General features: G+C 72.9%; 17 protein-coding genes. 14 read left to right on the top strand and 3 right to left on the bottom strand.

Translation table 11 applies throughout. The annotated features are described in order from the left end of the window. The first annotated feature begins 40 nt into the window (after positions 1 to 40). The 9 genes from ACIA6T_RS14095 (at position 41) to ACIA6T_RS14055 (ending at position 10782) form a co-directional block, all read left to right on the top strand. Positions 41 to 835, top strand: coding sequence for a TIGR03084 family metal-binding protein (locus ACIA6T_RS14095; protein ID WP_399446762.1), 795 nt, complete (start codon positions 41 to 43; stop codon positions 833 to 835). Beyond that, on the top strand, positions 832 to 2517 hold the full coding sequence (locus ACIA6T_RS14090) for an acyclic terpene utilization AtuA family protein (RefSeq protein ID WP_399446761.1): 1686 nt from the start codon (positions 832 to 834) through the stop codon (positions 2515 to 2517). Before ACIA6T_RS14095 ends, ACIA6T_RS14090 begins: the two co-directional genes overlap by 4 nt. Then, positions 2514 to 4112, top strand: coding sequence for an acyl-CoA carboxylase subunit beta (locus tag ACIA6T_RS14085; protein ID WP_399446760.1), 1599 nt, complete (start codon positions 2514 to 2516; stop codon positions 4110 to 4112). Before ACIA6T_RS14090 ends, ACIA6T_RS14085 begins: the two co-directional genes overlap by 4 nt. Before the next feature lie 7 nt (positions 4113 to 4119). Continuing rightward, complete coding sequence (locus ACIA6T_RS14080) at positions 4120 to 5970, top strand: acetyl/propionyl/methylcrotonyl-CoA carboxylase subunit alpha (RefSeq protein ID WP_399446759.1); 1851 nt, start codon at positions 4120 to 4122, stop codon at positions 5968 to 5970. Positions 5971 to 6078: 108 nt separating this feature from the next. Then, positions 6079 to 7218 carry an acyl-CoA dehydrogenase family protein gene (locus ACIA6T_RS14075; RefSeq protein WP_399446758.1) on the top strand — a complete coding sequence of 380 codons (1140 nt, stop codon included), beginning with the start codon at positions 6079 to 6081 and terminating at the stop codon, positions 7216 to 7218. A gap of 34 nt (positions 7219 to 7252) precedes the next feature. Then, positions 7253 to 8833 (top strand): 4-coumarate--CoA ligase family protein, encoded by a 1581-nt coding sequence (locus ACIA6T_RS14070; protein ID WP_399446757.1) that lies wholly within the window; start codon positions 7253 to 7255, stop codon positions 8831 to 8833. Beyond that, positions 8830 to 9564 carry an enoyl-CoA hydratase family protein gene (locus ACIA6T_RS14065; RefSeq protein ID WP_399446756.1) on the top strand — a complete coding sequence of 245 codons (735 nt, stop codon included), beginning with the start codon at positions 8830 to 8832 and terminating at the stop codon, positions 9562 to 9564. The genes ACIA6T_RS14070 and ACIA6T_RS14065 overlap by 4 nt, the downstream gene beginning before the upstream one ends. Then, positions 9552 to 10166 (top strand): TetR/AcrR family transcriptional regulator, encoded by a 615-nt coding sequence (locus ACIA6T_RS14060; RefSeq protein ID WP_073934461.1) that lies wholly within the window; start codon positions 9552 to 9554, stop codon positions 10164 to 10166. Before ACIA6T_RS14065 ends, ACIA6T_RS14060 begins: the two co-directional genes overlap by 13 nt. Positions 10167 to 10200: 34 nt before the next feature. Further along, positions 10201 to 10782, top strand: a complete 582-nt coding sequence (locus ACIA6T_RS14055; RefSeq protein WP_399446755.1) for a hypothetical protein — start codon at positions 10201 to 10203, stop codon at positions 10780 to 10782. A gap of 12 nt (positions 10783 to 10794) precedes the next feature. On the opposite strand, the gene ACIA6T_RS14050 is transcribed toward ACIA6T_RS14055, so the two are convergent. Continuing rightward, the gene (locus tag ACIA6T_RS14050; RefSeq protein ID WP_399446754.1) at positions 10795 to 10953 is read right to left on the bottom strand and encodes a hypothetical protein; all 159 of its coding nucleotides are present in this window, start codon (positions 10951 to 10953) and stop codon (positions 10795 to 10797) included. Continuing rightward, a complete protein-coding gene (gene pdxH / locus ACIA6T_RS14045; protein ID WP_399446752.1) occupies positions 10950 to 11618 on the bottom strand; it encodes a pyridoxamine 5'-phosphate oxidase in 669 nt (222 codons plus the stop codon). The genes ACIA6T_RS14050 and pdxH overlap by 4 nt, the downstream gene beginning before the upstream one ends. A 291-nt stretch (positions 11619 to 11909) precedes the next feature. On the opposite strand from pdxH, the gene ACIA6T_RS14040 reads away from it, so the two are divergent. The 3 genes from ACIA6T_RS14040 (at position 11910) to ACIA6T_RS14030 (ending at position 15355) form a co-directional block, all read left to right on the top strand. Beyond that, the gene (locus ACIA6T_RS14040; RefSeq protein ID WP_073934464.1) at positions 11910 to 13010 is read left to right on the top strand and encodes a citrate synthase 2; all 1101 of its coding nucleotides are present in this window, start codon (positions 11910 to 11912) and stop codon (positions 13008 to 13010) included. Between the two features lie 341 nt (positions 13011 to 13351). Further along, positions 13352 to 13807 (top strand): GNAT family N-acetyltransferase, encoded by a 456-nt coding sequence (locus ACIA6T_RS14035; protein WP_399446751.1) that lies wholly within the window; start codon positions 13352 to 13354, stop codon positions 13805 to 13807. 153 nt (positions 13808 to 13960) lie between these two features. Next, entirely contained in the window at positions 13961 to 15355 is a 1395-nt protein-coding gene (locus ACIA6T_RS14030) for a PAS domain-containing protein (RefSeq protein WP_399446750.1), read from the top strand. Positions 15356 to 15542: 187 nt separating this feature from the next. Here ACIA6T_RS14030 and ACIA6T_RS14025 read toward each other — a convergent pair whose 3' ends face one another. Beyond that, positions 15543 to 16298, bottom strand: a complete 756-nt coding sequence (locus ACIA6T_RS14025) for an SIS domain-containing protein (RefSeq protein ID WP_399446749.1) — start codon at positions 16296 to 16298, stop codon at positions 15543 to 15545. A 237-nt stretch (positions 16299 to 16535) separates the two neighbouring features. On the opposite strand from ACIA6T_RS14025, the gene ACIA6T_RS14020 reads away from it, so the two are divergent. Next, a complete protein-coding gene (locus tag ACIA6T_RS14020; protein ID WP_121546414.1) occupies positions 16536 to 17228 on the top strand; it encodes a metal-dependent transcriptional regulator in 693 nt (230 codons plus the stop codon). Positions 17229 to 17765: 537 nt separating this feature from the next. After that, positions 17766 to 18644 (top strand): alpha/beta fold hydrolase, encoded by an 879-nt coding sequence (locus ACIA6T_RS14015; protein ID WP_399446748.1) that lies wholly within the window; start codon positions 17766 to 17768, stop codon positions 18642 to 18644. Positions 18645 to 18751 lie beyond the last annotated feature (107 nt).

Here is an 18751-nt window from a genome sequence, read left to right as displayed (position 1 = left end):
GCCGCATACCGCCGTGTCCGTGTCCCGAGGGGAGCGCCTCGTGTCCGATCCGACGCCCGTGATCGACGATCTGCGTGAGGAGAGCGACGACCTCGACCGGCTGGTGGCCGGACTCGACACCGGGCAGTGGGCGCTGCAGACGCCCGCCGCCGGCTGGACCCTGGCCCATCAGATCGCCCACCTCGCCTGGACCGACCGCTCCGCGCTGCTCGCCGTCACCGACCCGGACGGGTTCCGGGCGCTGGTGGAGAAGGCCCTCGCCGCACCGCACACCTTCGTGGACGAGGGTGCCGAGGAGTACGCCAGGTCCGCGCCCGCCGAACTGCTCGCGCGGTGGCGGGAGGGACGCGCGGCGCTGGAGAAGGCGCTGCGGGAGGCGCCGGCCGGGGCGCGGTTCCCCTGGTACGGGCCGCCCATGTCCGCCGCCTCCATGGCCACCGCCCGTCTCATGGAGACCTGGGCCCACGGACAGGACGTGGCCGACACGATCGGTGTGATGCGGCCACCCAGCGACCGGCTCAGGCATGTGGCCTGGCTCGGGGTGCGGACGCGGGACTTCGCCCATGGGGCGCACGGGCTCACCCCGCCGGCCGATCCCTTCCGGGTCGAGCTCGTCGGGCCGGGGGGCGAGGTGTGGGCGTACGGTCCCGAGGACGCGCCCCAGCGGGTCACCGGCCCCGCGCTCGACTTCTGCCTCCTCGTCACCCAGCGCGCCCACCGCGCGGACCTCGCCCTCACCGCCGACGGCCCCGACGCCGACCGCTGGCTGGACATCGCCCAGGCCTTCGCCGGGCCCCCCGGCGGTGGACGCCCGTCGAAGGAGGGCACCCGGTGACCCTGCGCGTCGGGAACTTCTCCGGCTTCTACGGCGACCGCTTCGACGCCCCGCGCGAGATGCTCGCCGGCGGCGAGGTCGACGTCCTCACCGGCGACTACCTCGCCGAGCTGACCATGCTCATCCTCGCCCGCGACCGGCTGAAGGACCCCTCCGCCGGGTACGCCCGCACCTTCCCGCGGCAACTGGAGGAGACCCTCGGGCTCGCCCACGAGCGGGGCGTCAGGATCGTCACCAACGCCGGCGGGCTGAACCCCGCCGGGCTCGCCGACGCCGTACGCGCCCTCGCCGACCGGCTCGGCATCCCCGTACGGGTCGCCCACGTCGAGGGCGACGACCTCACCGCGCGGTACCCCGGCAGCCTCGCCGCCCACGCCTACCTCGGCGGCTCCGGGATCGCGGAGTGCCTCCGCGCGGGCGCCGACGTGGTCGTCACCGGGCGGGTCACCGACGCGGCCCTCGTCACCGGGCCCGCCGCCGCGCACTTCGGCTGGGCACCGACGGAGTACGACCGGCTCGCGGGGGCCGTCGTCGCCGGCCACGTGCTGGAGTGCGGGACACAGGCGACCGGCGGGAACTACGCCTTCTTCGGCGAGCGCCGCCCCGGTGACCTCCGGCGGCCCGGATTCCCGCTCGCCGAGATCCACGCCGACGGCAGCAGCGTCATCACCAAGCACCCCGGAACCGGCGGCTTCGTCGACGTCGGCACGGTCACCGCGCAACTGCTGTACGAGACCGGCGGGGCCCGGTACGCCGGGCCGGACGTCACCGCGCGCCTCGACACCGTGCGGTTGCGGCAGGACGGGCCCGACCGGGTGCGCGTCGAAGGCGTCCGGGGAGAAGCCCCGCCGCCCACGCTCAAGGTCGGGCGCAACCGGCTCGGCGGCTTCCGCAACGAGGTCGTGTTCGTGCTCACCGGGCTCGACATCGAGGCCAAGGCCGACCTCGTGAAGGAGCAGATGGGCGACGCGCTCGCCAAGTCGCCGCCCGCCGACGTGCGCTGGGAGCTGGCCCGCACCGACCGGACCGACGCCGGCACCGAGGAGACCGCGAGCGCGCTGCTGCGGCTCGTCGTACGGGATCCGGCGCGGGAAGCGGTCGGGCGGGTGCTGAGCGGGGCCGCCATCGAGCTGGCACTGGCGAGCTATCCCGGGTTCCATGTCATGGCGCCACCCGGGAAGGGTTCACCGTATGGGGTCTTCGAGGATGTGTACGTCCCCCAGGGTGACGTCGGCCATGTGGCCGTCCTCCACGACGGACGCCGTATCGCCATGGACGCACCTCGCGACACCGCCGTACTCGCCGATGTACCGGACCACCCCGCGCTCCCCGAGCCGCTGTCCACAGGGCCCACGACAAGAGCCCCCCTCGGCCTCGTCGCCGGCGCCCGCAGCGGCGACAAGGGCGGGAACGCCAACGTCGGCGTCTGGGTCCGCTCCGACGACGCCTGGCGGTGGCTGGCGCACGAGCTGACCGTCGAGCGGTTCCGGGAGCTGATCCCCGAGGCCCGCGACCTGCCGGTCACCCGGCACGTACTGCCCCGCCTGCGCGCCCTGAACTTCCTCGTCGAGGGGATCCTCGGCGAGGGCGTCGCCGCGCAGGCCCGTTTCGATCCGCAGGCCAAGGCGCTCGGCGAATGGCTGCGCTCCCGGCACCTCGACATCCCGGAGGTCCTCCTGTGACGGTCCTCGAATCCGCCCTGGACACGGCCGACCCGGAGTACCGGGCACACCGCGACGCCATGCTCGCCAAGCTGGCCGAACTCGACGCCGAACACGCCAAGGCCCTCGCGGGCGGCGGCGACAAGTACGTCGAACGGCACCGGAAGCGCGGCAAGCTGCTCGCCCGCGAACGCGTCGAGCTGCTCCTCGACCCGGACACACCCTTCCTGGAGCTCTCCCCGCTGGCCGCGTGGGGGAGCGACCACACCGTCGGCGCCTCGCTCGTCACCGGCATCGGGGTCGTCGAGGGCGTGGAGTGCCTGATCACCGCCAACGACCCGACCGTGCGCGGCGGCGCGAGCAACCCCTGGTCGCTGAAGAAGGCCCTGCGCGCCAACGACATCGCGCTCGCCAACCGGCTGCCCTGCATCAGCCTCGTCGAGTCCGGCGGCGCCGACCTGCCCTCCCAGAAGGAGATCTTCATCCCCGGCGGCGCGATCTTCCGGGACCTCACCCGGCTCTCGGCGGCCGGGATCCCCACCGTCGCCGTCGTCTTCGGCAACTCCACCGCCGGGGGCGCGTACATCCCCGGCATGTCCGACCACGTGATCATGGTGAAGGAACGGGCGAAGGTGTTCCTCGGCGGTCCGCCGCTGGTGAAGATGGCGACGGGGGAGGAGAGCGACGACGAGTCCCTGGGCGGCGCCGAGATGCACGCGCGCGTGTCGGGCCTCGCCGACCACTTCGCCGTCGACGAACCGGACGCGCTCCGCCAGGCCCGCCGGGTCGTCGCCCGCCTCAACCACCGCAAGGCCTACGACGACCCGGGACCGGCCGCACCGCCCCAGTACGACGAGGACGAGCTGCTGGGCATCGTCCCGGGCGACCTCAGGATCCCCTTCGACCCGCGCGAGGTCATCGCGCGGATCGTCGACTCCTCCGACTTCGACGAGTTCAAACCCCTCTACGGCACCAGCCTCACCACCGGCTGGGCGGCTCTCCACGGCTATCCCGTCGGCATCCTCGCCAACGCCCGAGGGGTCCTCTTCAGCGAGGAGTCCCAGAAGGCCGCCCAGTTCGTCCAGCTCGCCAACCAGCGCGACATCCCCCTGCTGTTCCTGCACAACACCACCGGCTACATGGTCGGCAAGGAGTACGAGCAGGGCGGCATCATCAAGCACGGCGCGATGATGATCAACGCGGTCTCCAACTCCCGCGTCCCCCACCTGTCCGTCCTCATGGGCGCCTCCTACGGCGCCGGCCACTACGGCATGTGCGGCCGCGCCTACGACCCCCGCTTCCTCTTCGCCTGGCCCAGCGCCAAGTCCGCCGTCATGGGCCCGCAGCAGCTCGCCGGCGTGCTGTCGATCGTCGCGCGGCAGTCGGCGGCGGCGAAGGGACGGCCGTACGACGACGAGGCGGACGCGGCGCTGCGCGCCATGGTGGAGCAGCAGATCGAGTCCGAGTCGCTGCCCATGTTCCTGTCCGGGCGGCTCTACGACGACGGCGTCATCGACCCGCGCGACACCCGCACCGTCCTCGGTCTGTGCCTGTCGGCCGTCCACACCGCGCCCTACGAGGGCGCGCGCGGTGGCTTCGGCGTCTTCCGGATGTGAGGGACCGATGATCACTTCCCTGCTGATCGCGAACCGGGGCGAGATCGCCTGCCGCGTCGCCCGCACCTGCACCGAGTTGGGAATCCGGACGGTCGCCGTGCACTCGGACGCCGACGAGGGCGCCCGCCACGCGCGCGTGGCGGACACGGCGGTACGACTGCCGGGGTCGGCGCCCGCCGACACCTACCTGCGCGGCGACCTGATCGTGAAGGCCGCCCTCGCGTCCGGCGCGGACGCCGTGCACCCCGGCTACGGCTTCCTCTCCGAGAACGCCGACTTCGCGCGGGCCGTCCAGGACGCGGGCCTGGTGTGGATCGGGCCGCCCCCGGAGGCGATCGAGGCGATGGCGTCCAAGACGCGCGCCAAGGAGCTGATGGGCATCGAGCCCCTGCGGGACGTCACCGAGTCCGACCTGCCGGTGCTGGTGAAGGCGGCGGCGGGCGGCGGCGGGCGCGGGATGCGCGTCGTACGGCGCCTCGCGGACCTGGACGGCGAACTGGCCGCCGCCCGCGCGGAGGCCGCGAGCGCCTTCGGTGACGGCGAGGTGTTCGTCGAGCGGTACCTCGGCGGTGACGCGGGCGGCCGGCACGTCGAGGTGCAGGTGCTCGCCGACACGCACGGCACCGTGTGGGCGCTGGGCACCCGTGACTGCTCCCTCCAGCGCCGCCACCAGAAGGTGATCGAGGAGGCCCCGGCACCCGGTCTCACCGGCCCGCTCACCGAGGAGCTCCACGCCCTCGCCGTACGCGCCGCACGTGCCGTCTCCTACGTCGGTGCCGGGACCGTCGAGTTCCTCGTCGCCGACGGCCGGGCGCACTTCCTGGAGATGAACACCCGCCTCCAGGTGGAGCACCCGGTGACGGAAGCCGTGTTCGGTGTGGATCTCGTCGCCGAGCAGATCCGCGTCGCCGAGGGGCACGCCCTCCCGGACGACCCCCCACGCGCGCGTGGACACGCCGTCGAGGCCCGCCTCTACGCCGAGGACCCGTCCCAGGAGTGGGCACCGCAGACCGGCCGCCTGCACCGCCTCGCCGTTCCCGGCGCCGTGCGCCTGGACACCGGCTACACGGACGGCGACGACATCGGCGTCCACTACGACCCCATGCTCGCCAAGGTCGTCGCCCACGCCCCCACCCGCGCGGAGGCGGTCCGCAAGCTGGCCTCGGCGCTGGACCGCGCGGTGATCCACGGCCCCGTCACCAACCGGGACCTCCTCGTCCGCTCCCTGCGGCACGAGGAGTTCGCGGAGGCCCGCATGGACACCGGCTTCTACGACCGTCACCTGCCCGGACTGACCGCCCCGGCCCCCGACCGGTACGCCCCGCTCGCCGCCGCCCTCGCCGACGCCCACGGCCGTTCCCGCTTCGGCGGCTGGCGCAACGTCGCCTCACAGCCACAGGTCAAGCGGTACGCCATGGGGGGCGAGGAACACGAGGTCCGCTACCGGCACACGCGCGGCGGCCTCGCAGCCGACGGGGTGCACGTCGTGCACGCCGACGCGGGGCTGGTGATCCTGGACGTGGACGGCGTGCGACGCCGCTACGAGGTCAGCCGCTACGGCGACCGCGTGTACGTCGGCACCACCACCCTCACCGCCCTGCCCCGCTTCCCCGCCCCCACCGCCCAGCACGCCCCCGGCTCCCTCCTGGCCCCCATGCCGGGCACGGTCGTCCGCATCGCGGAGAACCTGACCGAGGGGACAGCGGTGGAGGCCGGACAGCCCCTGCTGTGGCTGGAGGCGATGAAGATGCAACACAAGATCACAGCCCCGGTCACGGGGACGCTGAGCGCCCTCCACGCCGTAACGGGACAACAGGTGGAGCCCGGCGTGTTGCTGGCCGTGGTGCAACCCACCTAGGGGCGCGGGGCTGTGCCCGATATGCGGCTACCGCCGCGTGGGCGCGAGAAACCACAACGGACCCGCACCCTCCACACGACGCGAAGCACCTCCCCCTTAGGAGCGCTCATGCCCGTGATCGAATCCGAGGAACACAAGGCTCTCCGCGAAGCGGTCGCCGCGTTCGCGAACAACCACCCCCGCACCATCTCCGGTACGGACAGCAAACAGTTCTGGCAGAACGCCGCCAAGCTCGGCTACATCGGCGTCAACCTGCCGGAGGCATACGGCGGTGGCGGCGGCGGCATCACGGAACTCTCCCTCGTCCTCGAAGAGATGGGCGCCGCAGGCAACCCCCTGCTGATGATGATCGTCTCCCCGGCGATCTGCGGCACCGTCATCTCCCGCTTCGGCACCGATGCCCAGAAACGGGAGTGGCTGCCCGCCCTGGCCGACGGCAGCCGCCTGATGGCCTTCGGAATCACCGAACCCGACGCCGGCTCCAACAGCCACCGCATCACCACGACGGCACGCCGCGACGGCACCGACTGGCTGCTCACCGGTCGCAAGGTGTTCGTCTCCGGGGTCGACATCGCCGACGCCACCCTCATCGTGGGCCGCACCGAGGACGCCCGCACCGGGAAGCTCAAGCCCTGCCTGTTCATCGTCCCGCGCGACGCCGAGGGCTTCCAGCGGCGCCCCATCGACATGGAACTCACCGCCGTGGAGAAGCAGTTCGAGCTGGTCCTCGACGACGTACGGCTGCCCGCCGACGCGCTCGTCGGCGACGAGGACGCGGGCCTGCTCCAGCTCTTCGCCGGCCTCAACCCCGAACGCGTCATGACGGCCGCCTTCGCGATCGGCATGGGCCGCCACGCGCTCGCCCGCGCCGTCGAGTACGCGCGTGAGCGCACGGTGTGGAACGCCCCCATAGGCTCCCACCAGGCGATCGCCCACCCCCTCGCCCAGGCGCACATCGACCTCGAACTGGCCCGCCTGATGATGCGGAAGGCCGCCCACCTCTACGACGCCGGTGACGACATGGGCGCGGGCGAGGCCGCCAACATGGCCAAGTACGCGGCGGCCGAGGCCTGTGTGAAGGCCGTCGACCAGGCCGTGCACACCCTCGGCGGGAACGGCCTCACGCGCGAGTACGGGCTCGCCTCACTGATAACCGCCGCGCGCGTGTCCCGTATCGCCCCGGTGAGCCGGGAGATGATCCTCAACTACGTCTCCCACCAGACCCTGGGCCTGCCCAAGTCGTACTAGGCCCGCTCGGCTTCTCGCCCGTCCTGGAGGAACCATGTTCCGAAGCGAGTACGCAGACGTCCCGCCGGTAGAACTCCCCATCCACGACGCGGTGCTCGCGCGGGCCGCCGAGTTCGGGAGCACCCCGGCGCTGATCGACGGCACCGACGGCACCACCCTCACCTACGAGCAGGTGGACCGGTTCCACCGGCGGGTCGCCGCCGCCCTCGCCGAGGCGGGCGTGCGCAAGGGGGACGTGCTCGCCCTGCACAGCCCCAACACGGTCGCCTTCCCCCTCGCGTTCTACGCGGCCACCCGCGCGGGTGCCTCCGTCACCACCGTGCACCCCCTCGCGACCGCCGAGGAGTTCGGCAAGCAGCTGGGGGACTGCGCGGCCCGCTGGATCGTCACCGTCTCACCGCTGCTGGAGACCGCGCGGAGGGCCGCCGAGCTGGCCGGCGGGATCGAGGAGATCTTCGTCTGCGACAGCGCGCCCGGACACCGTTCCCTGATCGACATGCTGGCCTCCACCGCGCCCGAGCCGGCGGTCGTCATCGACCCCACCGAGGACGTCGCCGCCCTGCCGTACTCCTCCGGCACCACCGGCGTCCCCAAGGGCGTGATGCTCACCCACCGGCAGATCGCCACCAACCTCGCCCAGCTCCAGCCGCTGATCACGGCGGGCCCCGGCGACCGCGTCCTCGCCGTCCTCCCGTTCTTCCACATCTACGGGCTCACCGCCCTGATGAACGCCCCGCTCCGTCAGGGCGCCACCGTCGTCGTCCTGCCGCGCTTCGACCTGGAGACGTTCCTCGCGGCCATCCAGAACCACCGCATCACCGGCCTGTACGTGGCCCCGCCGATCGTGCTGGCCCTCGCCAAGCACCCGCTGGTCGACCGGTACGACCTGTCGTCCCTGAAGCACGTCGTCAGCGCAGCCGCACCCCTGGACGCGAGCCTCGCCGCCGCCTGCTCGCGGCGGCTCGGGCTGCCGCCCGTCGGCCAGGCGTACGGCATGACGGAACTGTCGCCCGGCACCCACGTCGTCCCCCTGGACGCCATGAGCGACGCGCCACCCGGCACCGTCGGCAAGCTCATCGCCGGCACCGAGATGCGGATCGTCTCCCTCGACGACCCCGGCAAGGACCTCGGCCCCGGCGAGTCCGGCGAGATCCTCATCCGCGGGCCGCAGATCATGAAGGGCTACCTCGGCCGCCCCGACGCCACCGCCGCGATGATCGACGAGGACGGCTGGCTGCACACCGGCGACGTCGGCCACGTCGACGAGGGAGGCTGGCTCTTCGTCGTGGACCGCGTGAAGGAACTGATCAAGTACAAGGGCTTCCAGGTCGCCCCCGCCGAACTCGAGGCGCTGCTCCTCACCCACCCCGGTATCGCGGACGCCGCCGTCATCGGCGTCTACGACGAGGACGGCAACGAGGTCCCGCACGCCCACGTCGTCCGTCAGCCGTCCGCCCCGGAGCTCTCCGCGGGCGAGGTCATGATGTACGTCGCCGAGCACGTCGCCCCGTACAAGCGCATCCGGCACGTCACCTTCATCGACGGCGTCCCGCGCGCCGCCTCCGGAAAGATCCTGCGCCGTGAACTCCGCGCGGCGCACGAGGAGCCCTCGTGACCCTGATCGGCCGCACCCGCGCGCGGGGCGTCGAAACGCTCTCCCTCGACGCCCCGGAGCGCCGCAACGCCCTGTCCGCCGCCCTCGTCGGCGAACTGGCCGACGCGCTCACCGACGCGGGCGGGGACACCGGCGTCCGCGCGGTGGTCCTCACCCACACCGGCAACACCTTCAGCGCGGGCGCCGACCTGCGGGACCCGCCCGCCCCCGAGGCGTTGGTGGGCCTGTTGCGGGGGATCGTCGAGCTGCCCAAACCGGTCCTCGCGCGGGTCACCGGGCACGTCCGCGCGGGCGGCCTCGGTCTGCTCGCCGCCTGTGACGTCGCCGTCGCGTCCCGCGCGGCGACGTTCGCCTTCACCGAGGTCCGTATCGGGGTCGCACCCGCCGTGATCTCACTGCCGCTGCTGCCCCGCACCGACCCGCGCGCCCTGGCCCGCTACTACCTCACCGGCGAACGCCTCGACACCGCCGAGGCCACCCGCATCGGCCTGCTCACCGCCGCCGGAGACGACGTGGACGAGGTCCTCGCGCCGATCCTCGACGGCCTGCGCAGATCCGCCCCCGAAGCCCTGGCCGAGACGAAACGGCTGCTCACGGCTAGGGTGCTGGAGACCTTCGACCGGGACGCGGCCGACCTGACCGCGCTCTCGGCACGCCTCTTCGCCTCCGCCCACGCGCGCGAGGGAATGACGGCCTTCCTCGAACGACGGGATCCGGAATGGGTGGTGTGAGCACGGCCGACCGTGCGGAACGAGTCCCCAAGCAGGACCGCAGCCGGGCCACCCGGCAGCGGCTCCTGGAGGCCGCCGTGGCCTGCCTCGCCGAACACGGCTGGGCGGGCTCCACGGTCTCCGTCGTCGCCGAACGCGCGGGCGTCTCCCGAGGGGCCGCCCAGCACCACTTCCCGACCCGTGAGGACCTCTTCACGGCCGCCGTCGAGTACGTCGCCGAGGAGCGCTCCACCGCCCTGCGCGCCCTCTTCCCGGAGGGCGCCGCGGCCGGCGACCGCCGCGCGGTGATCGCGGCCCTCGTCGACCTCTACACCGGCCCCGTCTTCCGCGCGGCGCTCCACCTCTGGGTCGCCGCCTCCAACGAGGAACAGCTGCGCCCGCGCGTGACCGAGCTGGAGCTGCGCGTCGGCCGCGAGTCCCACCGCACCGCCGTGGAACTCCTCGGCGCCGACGAGTCCCGCCCCGGCGTCCGCGAAACCGTCCAGGGCCTCCTCGACATGGCCCGGGGCCTGGGCCTCGCCACCCTCCTCACCGACGACGGGGCCCGCCGGGAACGGGTGGTGGCGCAGTGGGCGGTGCTGCTGGACGAGGCGCTGGGCTGAGGGCGTTGTCGGTGGCGGGGTCTACGGTTTCCGCATGGGTGATCACTTCCAGACGATCGTCGACCTCGACGCCGGCCCCGACGAGGCGGCGGAACTCGCGGACCGCGTGGTGGCGTGGCTGGTGGAGGAGGGCATCGTCCTCGCCGAGCGGACCGACTGCGTCCTCGGGCAGCCGCTCGGGTATCCGCCAGGCCCGAACTGGCACCGCGCCGTGGCGGAGGACGACGCCGACCTGGAGCCGTGGGACGGACTGGCCGTGGAGGTGGGGCGCACCGTCTTCGACGGCGGCCAGGGCGATCCCGAGGCGGTGACCTGCCCGCGGTGCGCGGCCACCACGCGGCTGGTCACGGACACCTGGGACACGATCGACGACGTGTGGGCGCCCTTCCGCGCGGCCATGGAGACCTGGGACGAGACCGGGGAGGCGCAGGTGGTCTGCCCCGCCTGCGCCGAGTCCGTCCCGCTGCCGGAGTGGCGGTGGGCCGACGACTACTTCGCCTTCGCCCACCTCGGCTTCGAGTTCTGGAACTGGCCCGAGTTCACGCCGGAGTTCCTGACCCGCTTCTCCCGGATCCTCGGCGGCCACCGGACCGCGCACGTGTGGGGCAAGCTGTGAGAACACGCGCGATCACGCCCGCTCGCGGGCCTCGCGCATCGCGCGGAGTACGTCGACGACGTACTCCGCCGTGACATCTCCGCGCAGGGCGAGGGCGCGGGCCTCGACCGCCGCCTCGGCCGGCGACAGCTCCGCCTCCTCGTCCCCCGCGCGGGACTCCCGCCCCTTCACGGGCTCAGCCTCTCCACCCGCCAGGTGCCGCCCGCCTCCGCCACGTACCGCAGGCGGTCGTGCAGGCGGTTCTCCCTGCCCTGCCAGAACTCCACCGCCTCCGGGACCACCCGGTAGCCGCCCCAGTGGGGTGGCACCGGGACCTGCTCGTGCTCCGGGTAGCGGGCCGCCAGGTCGGCGTAGGTCGCGTCGAGGGCCGCGCGGTCGGCGATCACCGACGACTGGCCGCTGGCCCACGCGCCGAGCTGGGAGCCGTGCGGGCGGGTGCGGAAGTAGGCGGCCGTCTCGTCGCGGCCGGTGCGGCGCGCGGTGCCGGTGACGATGACCTGCCGGGCCATCGGGTGCCAGGGGAAGAGGAGCGAGACGTGGGGGTTCTCCGCCAGGTCGCGGCCCTTGCGGGAGTCGTAGTTCGTGTAGAAGACGAACCCGTCGTCGTCGAAGTGCTTCAGCAGCACCGTGCGTGAGCCGGGCCGTCCCGCCGCGTCCGCCGTCGAGACGATCATGGCGTTCGGTTCGAACAGCCCGCCGTCCGTCGCGGCCTGTCCGAACCAGCGCGCGAACTGTTCGACGGGGGTGGCGGCCAGGTCGGTCTCGGAGAGCCCCTCGGTCCGGTACTGCTTGCGCATCGAGGCGAGATCGAAGGGGACGGCGTCTCGGTCGGTCACGCCGTCATCCTGCCGTATGCGCGGAGCCCCCGAGAGCGGGGTGTCCTACGTCACGTGGTGGCACTGAGTGCCGCGAACCCTCCCCAAAGATGGCACTCGGGGATATCGTGCTGCCACTGATCCGGTTGGGTGACCGCCAGCCGGGCATCACAGGGGTGACGTCCCGGACCGCGAGTCCGTTCGATACGGACCGCGGATCCACCGGACGCGCGCCACGCTTCCGCCGACGCCGACACATGGTCGTCCCACCCCACAACACCATCTGTCACCCACCTCACAAGGAGCCGCCAGATGTCCGACTTCGTACCCGGGCTCGAAGGAGTCGTCGCGTTCGAGACGGAGATCGCCGAACCCGACAAGGAGGGCGGCGCCCTGCGGTACCGGGGCGTCGACATCGAGGACCTGGTCGGGCACGTCTCCTTCGGCAACGTCTGGGGGCTGCTCGTCGACGGGGCGTTCAACCCCGGACTGCCGCCCGCCGAGCCGTTCCCGATCCCCGTGCACTCCGGCGACATCCGCGTCGACGTGCAGTCCGCGCTGGCCATGCTGGCGCCCGTGTGGGGCCTGAAACCGCTCCTCGACATCGATGCCGAGCAGGCCCGCGACGACCTCGCCCGCGCCGCCGTCATGGCCCTGTCCTACGTCGCCCAGTCCGCGCGCGGCCAGGGCCTGCCCATGGTGCCGCAGCGCGAGATAGACAGGGCCGAGTCCATCGTCGAACGCTTCATGATCCGCTGGCGCGGTGAGCCCGACCCCAAGCACGTCGCGGCCGTCGACGCGTACTGGACGTCGGCCGCCGAGCACGGCATGAACGCCTCCACGTTCACCGCGCGGGTCATCGCCTCGACCGGCGCGGACGTCGCGGCGGCCCTCTCGGGAGCCGTCGGCGCCATGTCGGGACCGCTGCACGGCGGCGCCCCCTCGCGCGTGCTGGGCATGATCGAGGAGATCGAGCGCACCGGGGACGCCGAGGCGTACGTCAGGCAGGCCCTCGACAAGGGCGAGCGCCTCATGGGCTTCGGCCACCGCGTCTACCGCGCGGAGGACCCCCGCGCCCGCGTCCTGCGCCGCACCGCCCGCGAACTCGGCGCCCCGCGCTTCGAGGTCGCCGAGGCCCTGGAGAAGGCCGCCCTGGCCGAGCTCCACGCCCGCCGCCCCGACCGGGTGCTCGCCACCAACGTGGAGTTCTGGGCGGCCATCGTGCTGGACTTCGCCGAGGTCCCGGCGCACATGTTCACCTCGATGTTCACCTGCGCCCGTACGGCGGGCTGGTCGGCGCACATCCTGGAGCAGAAGCGCACGGGCCGCCTGGTCCGCCCCTCGGCCCGCTACGTCGGCCCGGGCACGCGCGACCCGCGCGAGATCGAGGGGTACGCGGACATCGCCCGCTGAGAAAAGGCACCGGGACCGGGAGAAACCGAAGGGCACCGAAAACGCAGGCGACCCGCGAGTCTGGTTCCTCCCTGGGGAGGAGCCGGCCGGACGTTACCGGCGACTCGCGGGTCGGGTGACTGCGTTGGGTTAGGCCGGCTGCGTGTATCTCGCACACGCTGGCCCGGCGCCGAACCGAGTACGACGGCGGGCCACTAGCCCGCAGCCACCTCTTCCGTCCGGTTGTCATACATCTGCCGAACCACCTCCTTTCCGAAGTACTGCCACCCTAGGAAGCGATCGGCGCCGTATCAACCACTTTTTTCGTTGGCCCCCGCGCGGGGGCGCGATTGGCTTGCCGGATGAGTGATCCGCGTATCGAGGTCGTGGACGGCGACGCCATGCTGGAGCGGTGGCGGCACGTCCACAACGTGATCGTGCCGCCCGCCGCGATGACACCCGACGAGGCGCGGGAGCGGCTCACGCGCGGGTACCGGCTGGAGAACGCGTACGACGGTGACGTACTCGTCGGCTGCTCGACGGTACGGCCCCCGCAGGGCGAGGAGGCCGTGGCGACCGTCATCGCGGGGGTGCTGCCCGGGTCCCGGGGCAGGGGGATCGGCACGGCGCTCTACGAGAAGGGGCTGGCGCACGCGCGCGGGCTCGGGGCCGAGGAGGTCGGGACCGTGGTGCCGGCGGCCAACGCGGAGGGGCTGCGGTTCGCCGTGGCGCGGGGCTTCGCCGAGCGGGAGCGGTACGTGCTGGACGGCGAGCGCGACGAGTGGGTCGACCTGCGGCTGGTGTCCTCCCCCGCGTAGGGGGAGCGGCCGGATCGCGGGAAGACGACCGAGCACAACGATTCTCTCAATCTTGCGGGAACCCGATGTGCGCTGAGTCACGTTCAAGTTGAATGATTGCAAGTGAGCGAACCGTCGTGCCGTACGTGCGGACGCGGCCTGCAGGGGGTCCAGGTGAGTGCTTCCCGGCGTAGTGGGACCACCGACGAGCTGGGGCCGGACGAGCCCGAGCCCGCGCGGGAGGGGTCGGACGGCTCCGACCTCCTCGCCGCGCTGCTCGACGGCATGGACGCCGCCCTGTGCGCCTTCGACGCGGACGGGACGGTCACGCACTGGAACCGTGAGGCGGAGCGGATCCTCGGCTGGAGCGCGGAGGAGGCGGTGGGCCGGGCCGGGTTCGCCGGGTGGGCCGTGCGCAGCGCGGACGCCGAGGAGGTCGAGGCGCGGCTGATGTCGGCCATGGACGCGCCGGGCCGGCAGGTCAACGAGTTCGCGCTGCTGACGAAGGACGGCGGCCGGGTGCTGGTGCGGACGCAGTCCGCGGCGGTGCGCGGACCGGACGGGAAACCGGCGGGGGTGTACTGCGCGTTCAGCGAGGTGCACGCGCAGATCGACCTGGAGCGGTCGATCGCGCTGAGCGAGGCGCTGCTGGAGGACGCGAGCTGGGGTGTCGTCCTGGTCGACGCGGATCTGCGGCCCGCGGTGGTGAACACGCACGCCGCGCGGGCGCTGGGGGCGGGGCGTGCGTCGGTACTGGGCCGGCCGCTGGGGGAGCTGCTGGCGCAGGGTGTGGAGGAGCTGGAGAGCGCGCTCACCCATGTGCTCGCGGAGGGCGCGCCGCCCGCGCCGGCCGAGCTGTGGGTGAGTGTGCGCACGCCGGAGGGCGAGCGGCGGCGGTGCTGGCGGAGCGGGTTCGTGCGGCTGGCGTCACCGCTGGCGGAGGAGCCGGTGCCGCTCGGGGTCGGCTGGCTGTTCCAGGACGTGACCGAGTCCCGGCAAGGTGAGCAGGAGGCGTCGCTGCTGCGGTTCCGCGCGCAGCAGCTGCACCGCGCGGCGCGCGCGGCGGCGGAGTGCGAGGACCCGGCGGAGGCGGCGACGGTCCATCTGGACTTCGCGCTGGCCGGGTTCGCCGATCACGCGCTGATCGACCGGGTGGCCGACGGCGCGGAGGGCGTCGACCGGGTGCGGCTGGTGCGGATCGCCGCCACGCCGTCCGGTGCGCCGGGGCCGAGCAGGCTTGCCGGGCGGGCGGGGCTGCCGGTGCGGTACGGCGAGGGGCATCCGGCGGTGCAGTGTGTGGAGCGGGTCGGGACGGTGCGGGCGGATGCCGGCTCCATGGGAGCCGAGGAGGCGCGGGCGTGGGCGCTGGCGCGGCAGTGGCCGGGGGATGCGGTGCACGCCTTGTGCGCGGTGTTGCGCAGCCGGGGGCGGACGCTTGGTGCTGTGACGTTTCTGCGGGGGGTGGGGCGTCATGCGTTCGAGCGCTCCGACGCGATGTATGCCGAGGATGTGGCGGGTCACATCGCCACTGCCCTGGATCTGGCGGGGCTTCTCGGCGACGATCGCTGACGTTCGTCTTCCGCCCCCGCCGCCCCTTCCCGTCCCGAACCCGGGGCTCCGCCCCGGACCCCGCTCCTCAAACGCCGGAGGGGCTGACATCAGCCCCTCCGGCGTTTGAGGAACAAGGGTTCCGGGGGCAGCGTCCCCGGGATGGGACGGGTAAGGGCGGCGGGGGCGAGAAAACCGTCGTCCCGGGTCAGTGGCGGTAGAAGATCCGGTCGCCGTACTCGTCCATGATGCGGGCGTTCCACTCGTGGCCGCCGTCCACGTTGCCGGAGCGCAGGAGCGGGGGCTCGATGCCGCGGTCGGCGAGAACCGCCGCCGCCGTGGCCATGACGGACTGCAGAAGCGCCGTGGTGACCACCGTGGACGCGGGAGCGAAGGGCGCGGGCACGTTGTCGAGGGTGAGCTCCGCGTCACCGACCGCGATCCGGGAGTCCAGTACGAGATCGCAGTGGTCCTTCAGGAACGTCCCGGAGGAGTGCCGGGACGTCGTCTGCGCCGCGTACGCCACCGACGTCACGCCGATCACCCGCACGCCCCGTTCCCGGGCCTTCACGGCCATCTCCACGGGCAGCGCGTTGCGCCCGGACAGCGAGATGATGATCAGCGCGTCGTCCGCGCGGAGCGGCGAGGAGTCGAGCACGACGCCCGCGAGCCCGTCGACCCGCTCCAGGGCGGAGCCCAGCGTGGCCGGCATCACGTCGACGCCGACGACCCCCGGCACGGCGAGCAGGTTCATCAGGGCGAGTCCGCCGGCCCGGTAGACGAGGTCCTGCGCGGCCAGCGAGGAGTGCCCGGCGCCGAAGGCGAAGAGCCGGCCGCCGCCCGCGACCGTGTCGGCGAGCAGCGTGCCCGCCGCCGTGACGGACCCGGCCTCCTCGTCGCGGATCCGCTGCAGCAGGTCGATCGCGGCGTCGAGGAACCGATCGGCCGGCGTGCGGTCGCTCATGCGGCATCCCTTCGGGCACTTCGGGCAGGAGTGTCGCGGATCACCGTGCGGTCTGGACCAGTGCCGTGTCAATACGGCGCCCGACGGCGGGGTTTCCCCTCCGTGCGGCCCTTCGTTTCCACTGCGCGGCCCGGTTGTCGGTCCTATGCGTCAGAATTGGGTCCTGGGCCAGCGCACGCGCCGGTGAGCCGTCCAGCCTCCGGCAGAGCCATCCGCAGATCTCATCGAGGGGCATATATGTCCGGACTGATCGACACCACGGAGATGTATCTCCGCACCATCCTCGAGCTGGAGGAGGAAGGTGTGGTCCCCATGCGCGCCCGGATCGCCGAGCGGCTCGACCAGAGCGGGCCGACGGTCAGCCAGACGGTGGCGCGGATGGAGCGCGACGGCCTGGTGTCCGTCGCCCCCGACCGGCACCTGGAGCTCACCGACGAGGGCCGCCGGCTGGCCACGCGCGTGATGCGCAAGCACCGCCTCGCCGAGTGTCTCCTGGTCGACGTGATCGGCCTGGAGTGGGAGCAGGTCCATGCCGAGGCCTGTCGCTGGGAGCACGTGATGAGCGAGGCCGTCGAGCGCCGCGTGCTGGAACTGCTGAGGCACCCCACCGAGTCGCCGTACGGCAACCCGATCCCGGGCCTGGAGGAGCTGGGCGAGAAGGACGGGGCCCACCCGTTCCTGGACGAGGGCATGGTGTCCCTGGCCGACCTCGACCCGGGCGCCGGGGGCAAGACGGTCGTGGTGCGCCGGATCGGCGAGCCGATCCAGACGGACGCGCAGCTCATGTACACGCTGCGCCGGGCGGGCGTGCAGCCCGGTTCGGTGGTCAGCGTGACGGAGTCGGCGGGCGGGGTGCTGGTGGGCAGCAGCGGAGAGGCGGCCGAGCTGGAGTCGGAGGTGGCCTCGCACGTGTTCGTCGCCAAGCCCTGACCGGCCGACCGGCCGACGGGACGGGGCGGGGCAGGACATCGGGCGGGCGGTTCGCGCCCGCCCGGTGTGAGGTGTGAACGAGCCGAATCCGAGATCCACTGCGGCGAATCGCAGCGCTCACCGGATTCGCGTGCGAGGCTGTCGCGTGAGGCATATGACCTGAGTGGCTCTGGCCGGGCCGGCAGCGGTGTCGCCCCGGCAGGGGAGGGGCGGGACGATGTGCCGTGACCACGTGAGGAGCCCCGGCGCCGCACGGCGCCGGGGCCTGTCCTCCCCTGTGCTGACCCGGAGCCCCGAGCTCTCAGGGTCATTCCCCTCGGACCGTTTTCCCCGAGCGGTCCGCCTCCCGATGAAGATCTCCCCCGGGCCACGGCGATCAATCCCCGCGGGGTGTCACTCGAACGAGGGGTGTTGCCGGGCAAGAAGCCATTCTCGAATGCTCATTCGATAGCCTGCGGGCAGGAGCAACAGGCAGGGCCAGTACACGGGCAGCGGACAGGCAGCGGGCAGGTAGCGAGCTTGGGGGGTGCCAGGACCATGGCGCGACGCATCGACGTGACCGGGGCGGACGGCGTACGGCTCGCCGCCTGGGAGTTCGGCGACCCGCCCAAGAACGGGACCGACCCGGCGGAGAGCGCCGCGCAGAACGCCCCCAGCGTGCTGTTACTGCATGGCCTGATGGGCCGCGCCTCGCACTGGGCGTCCACCGCCCGCCGGCTCTCCGGGCGGTACCGCGCGGTCGCCCTCGACCAGCGCGGCCACGGCCGCAGCGACAAGCCCCCGCAGGCGTCCTTCACCCGTGACGCCTACGTCGACGACGCCGAGGCCGCCCTGGAACAGCTCGGCCTCGGCCCCACCGTCCTCATCGGCCACGCGATGGGCGCGCTCACCGCCTGGCAGCTCGCCGCCAAACGCCCCGACCTGGTGCGCGGGCTGGTCATCTGCGACATGCGGGCCTCCGCCCTCGGAGCCGCCTCGCAGCGCGAGTGGGCGGAGTGGTTCAAGGCCTGGCCGGTCCCGTTCGCCACGCTCGCCGACGTACGCAAGTGGTTCGGCGAGGACGACCCCTGGGTGGAGCGGCCCAACCCGGCCCGCGGCGCGTTCTACGCCGAGGTGATGGCCGAGTCCCCGGACGGCTGGCGTCCGGTGTTCGACCCGGACCAGATGCTCCGCTCCCGCGAGACCTGGGTCTTCGACGCGCACTGGGAGGAACTGGCCCAGGTGCGCTGCCCCGCCCTGGTGGTCCGCGGCCTCGACGGTGAACTCGGCCGCGCGGAGGCCCAGGAAATGGTCCGCGTCATGCCCCACGGCCGGTACGCGGAGGTCGCCGACGCCGGCCACCTGGTCCACTACGACCAGCCGGAGACCTGGCTCACGGCGATCGAACCCTTCCTGGACTCACTGGACGCCCGCTGACCCCACCCCGTGACGGGAACCCGGCGACACCGCTCACCGGCGCGGAGGTCCGCCCAGGCGTCCCGCCGGGCGGTGCGGGGATCAACGCGTCGGGACCCACAGGCCAG

The sequence above is a fragment of the Streptomyces sp. NPDC051740 genome (assembly GCF_044453165.1).
In the GTDB taxonomy this organism is placed as follows: Bacteria; Actinomycetota; Actinomycetes; order Streptomycetales; family Streptomycetaceae; genus Streptomyces; species Streptomyces atrovirens.
Note: the sequence above shows the minus strand (reverse complement) of the source record. Positions and strands in the feature narration are given on the sequence as shown.

What these genes read in the sequence shown, in the direction of transcription:
- ACIA6T_RS14080 (WP_399446759.1), top strand. Translation starts at nt 4,120, where the DNA reads ATGATCACTTCCCTGCTGATCGCGAACCGGGGCGAGATCGCCTGCCGC.
- ACIA6T_RS14075 (WP_399446758.1), top strand. Translation starts at nt 6,079, where the DNA reads ATGCCCGTGATCGAATCCGAGGAACACAAGGCTCTCCGCGAAGCGGTC.
- ACIA6T_RS14070 (WP_399446757.1), top strand. Translation starts at nt 7,253, where the DNA reads ATGTTCCGAAGCGAGTACGCAGACGTCCCGCCGGTAGAACTCCCCATC.
- ACIA6T_RS14060 (WP_073934461.1), top strand. Translation starts at nt 9,552, where the DNA reads ATGGGTGGTGTGAGCACGGCCGACCGTGCGGAACGAGTCCCCAAGCAG.
- ACIA6T_RS14055 (WP_399446755.1), top strand. Translation starts at nt 10,201, where the DNA reads ATGGGTGATCACTTCCAGACGATCGTCGACCTCGACGCCGGCCCCGAC.
- ACIA6T_RS14040 (WP_073934464.1), top strand. Translation starts at nt 11,910, where the DNA reads ATGTCCGACTTCGTACCCGGGCTCGAAGGAGTCGTCGCGTTCGAGACG.
- ACIA6T_RS14035 (WP_399446751.1), top strand. Translation starts at nt 13,352, where the DNA reads ATGAGTGATCCGCGTATCGAGGTCGTGGACGGCGACGCCATGCTGGAG.
- ACIA6T_RS14025 (WP_399446749.1), bottom strand. Translation starts at nt 16,298, where the DNA reads ATGAGCGACCGCACGCCGGCCGATCGGTTCCTCGACGCCGCGATCGAC.
- ACIA6T_RS14020 (WP_121546414.1), top strand. Translation starts at nt 16,536, where the DNA reads ATGTCCGGACTGATCGACACCACGGAGATGTATCTCCGCACCATCCTC.
- ACIA6T_RS14015 (WP_399446748.1), top strand. Translation starts at nt 17,766, where the DNA reads ATGGCGCGACGCATCGACGTGACCGGGGCGGACGGCGTACGGCTCGCC.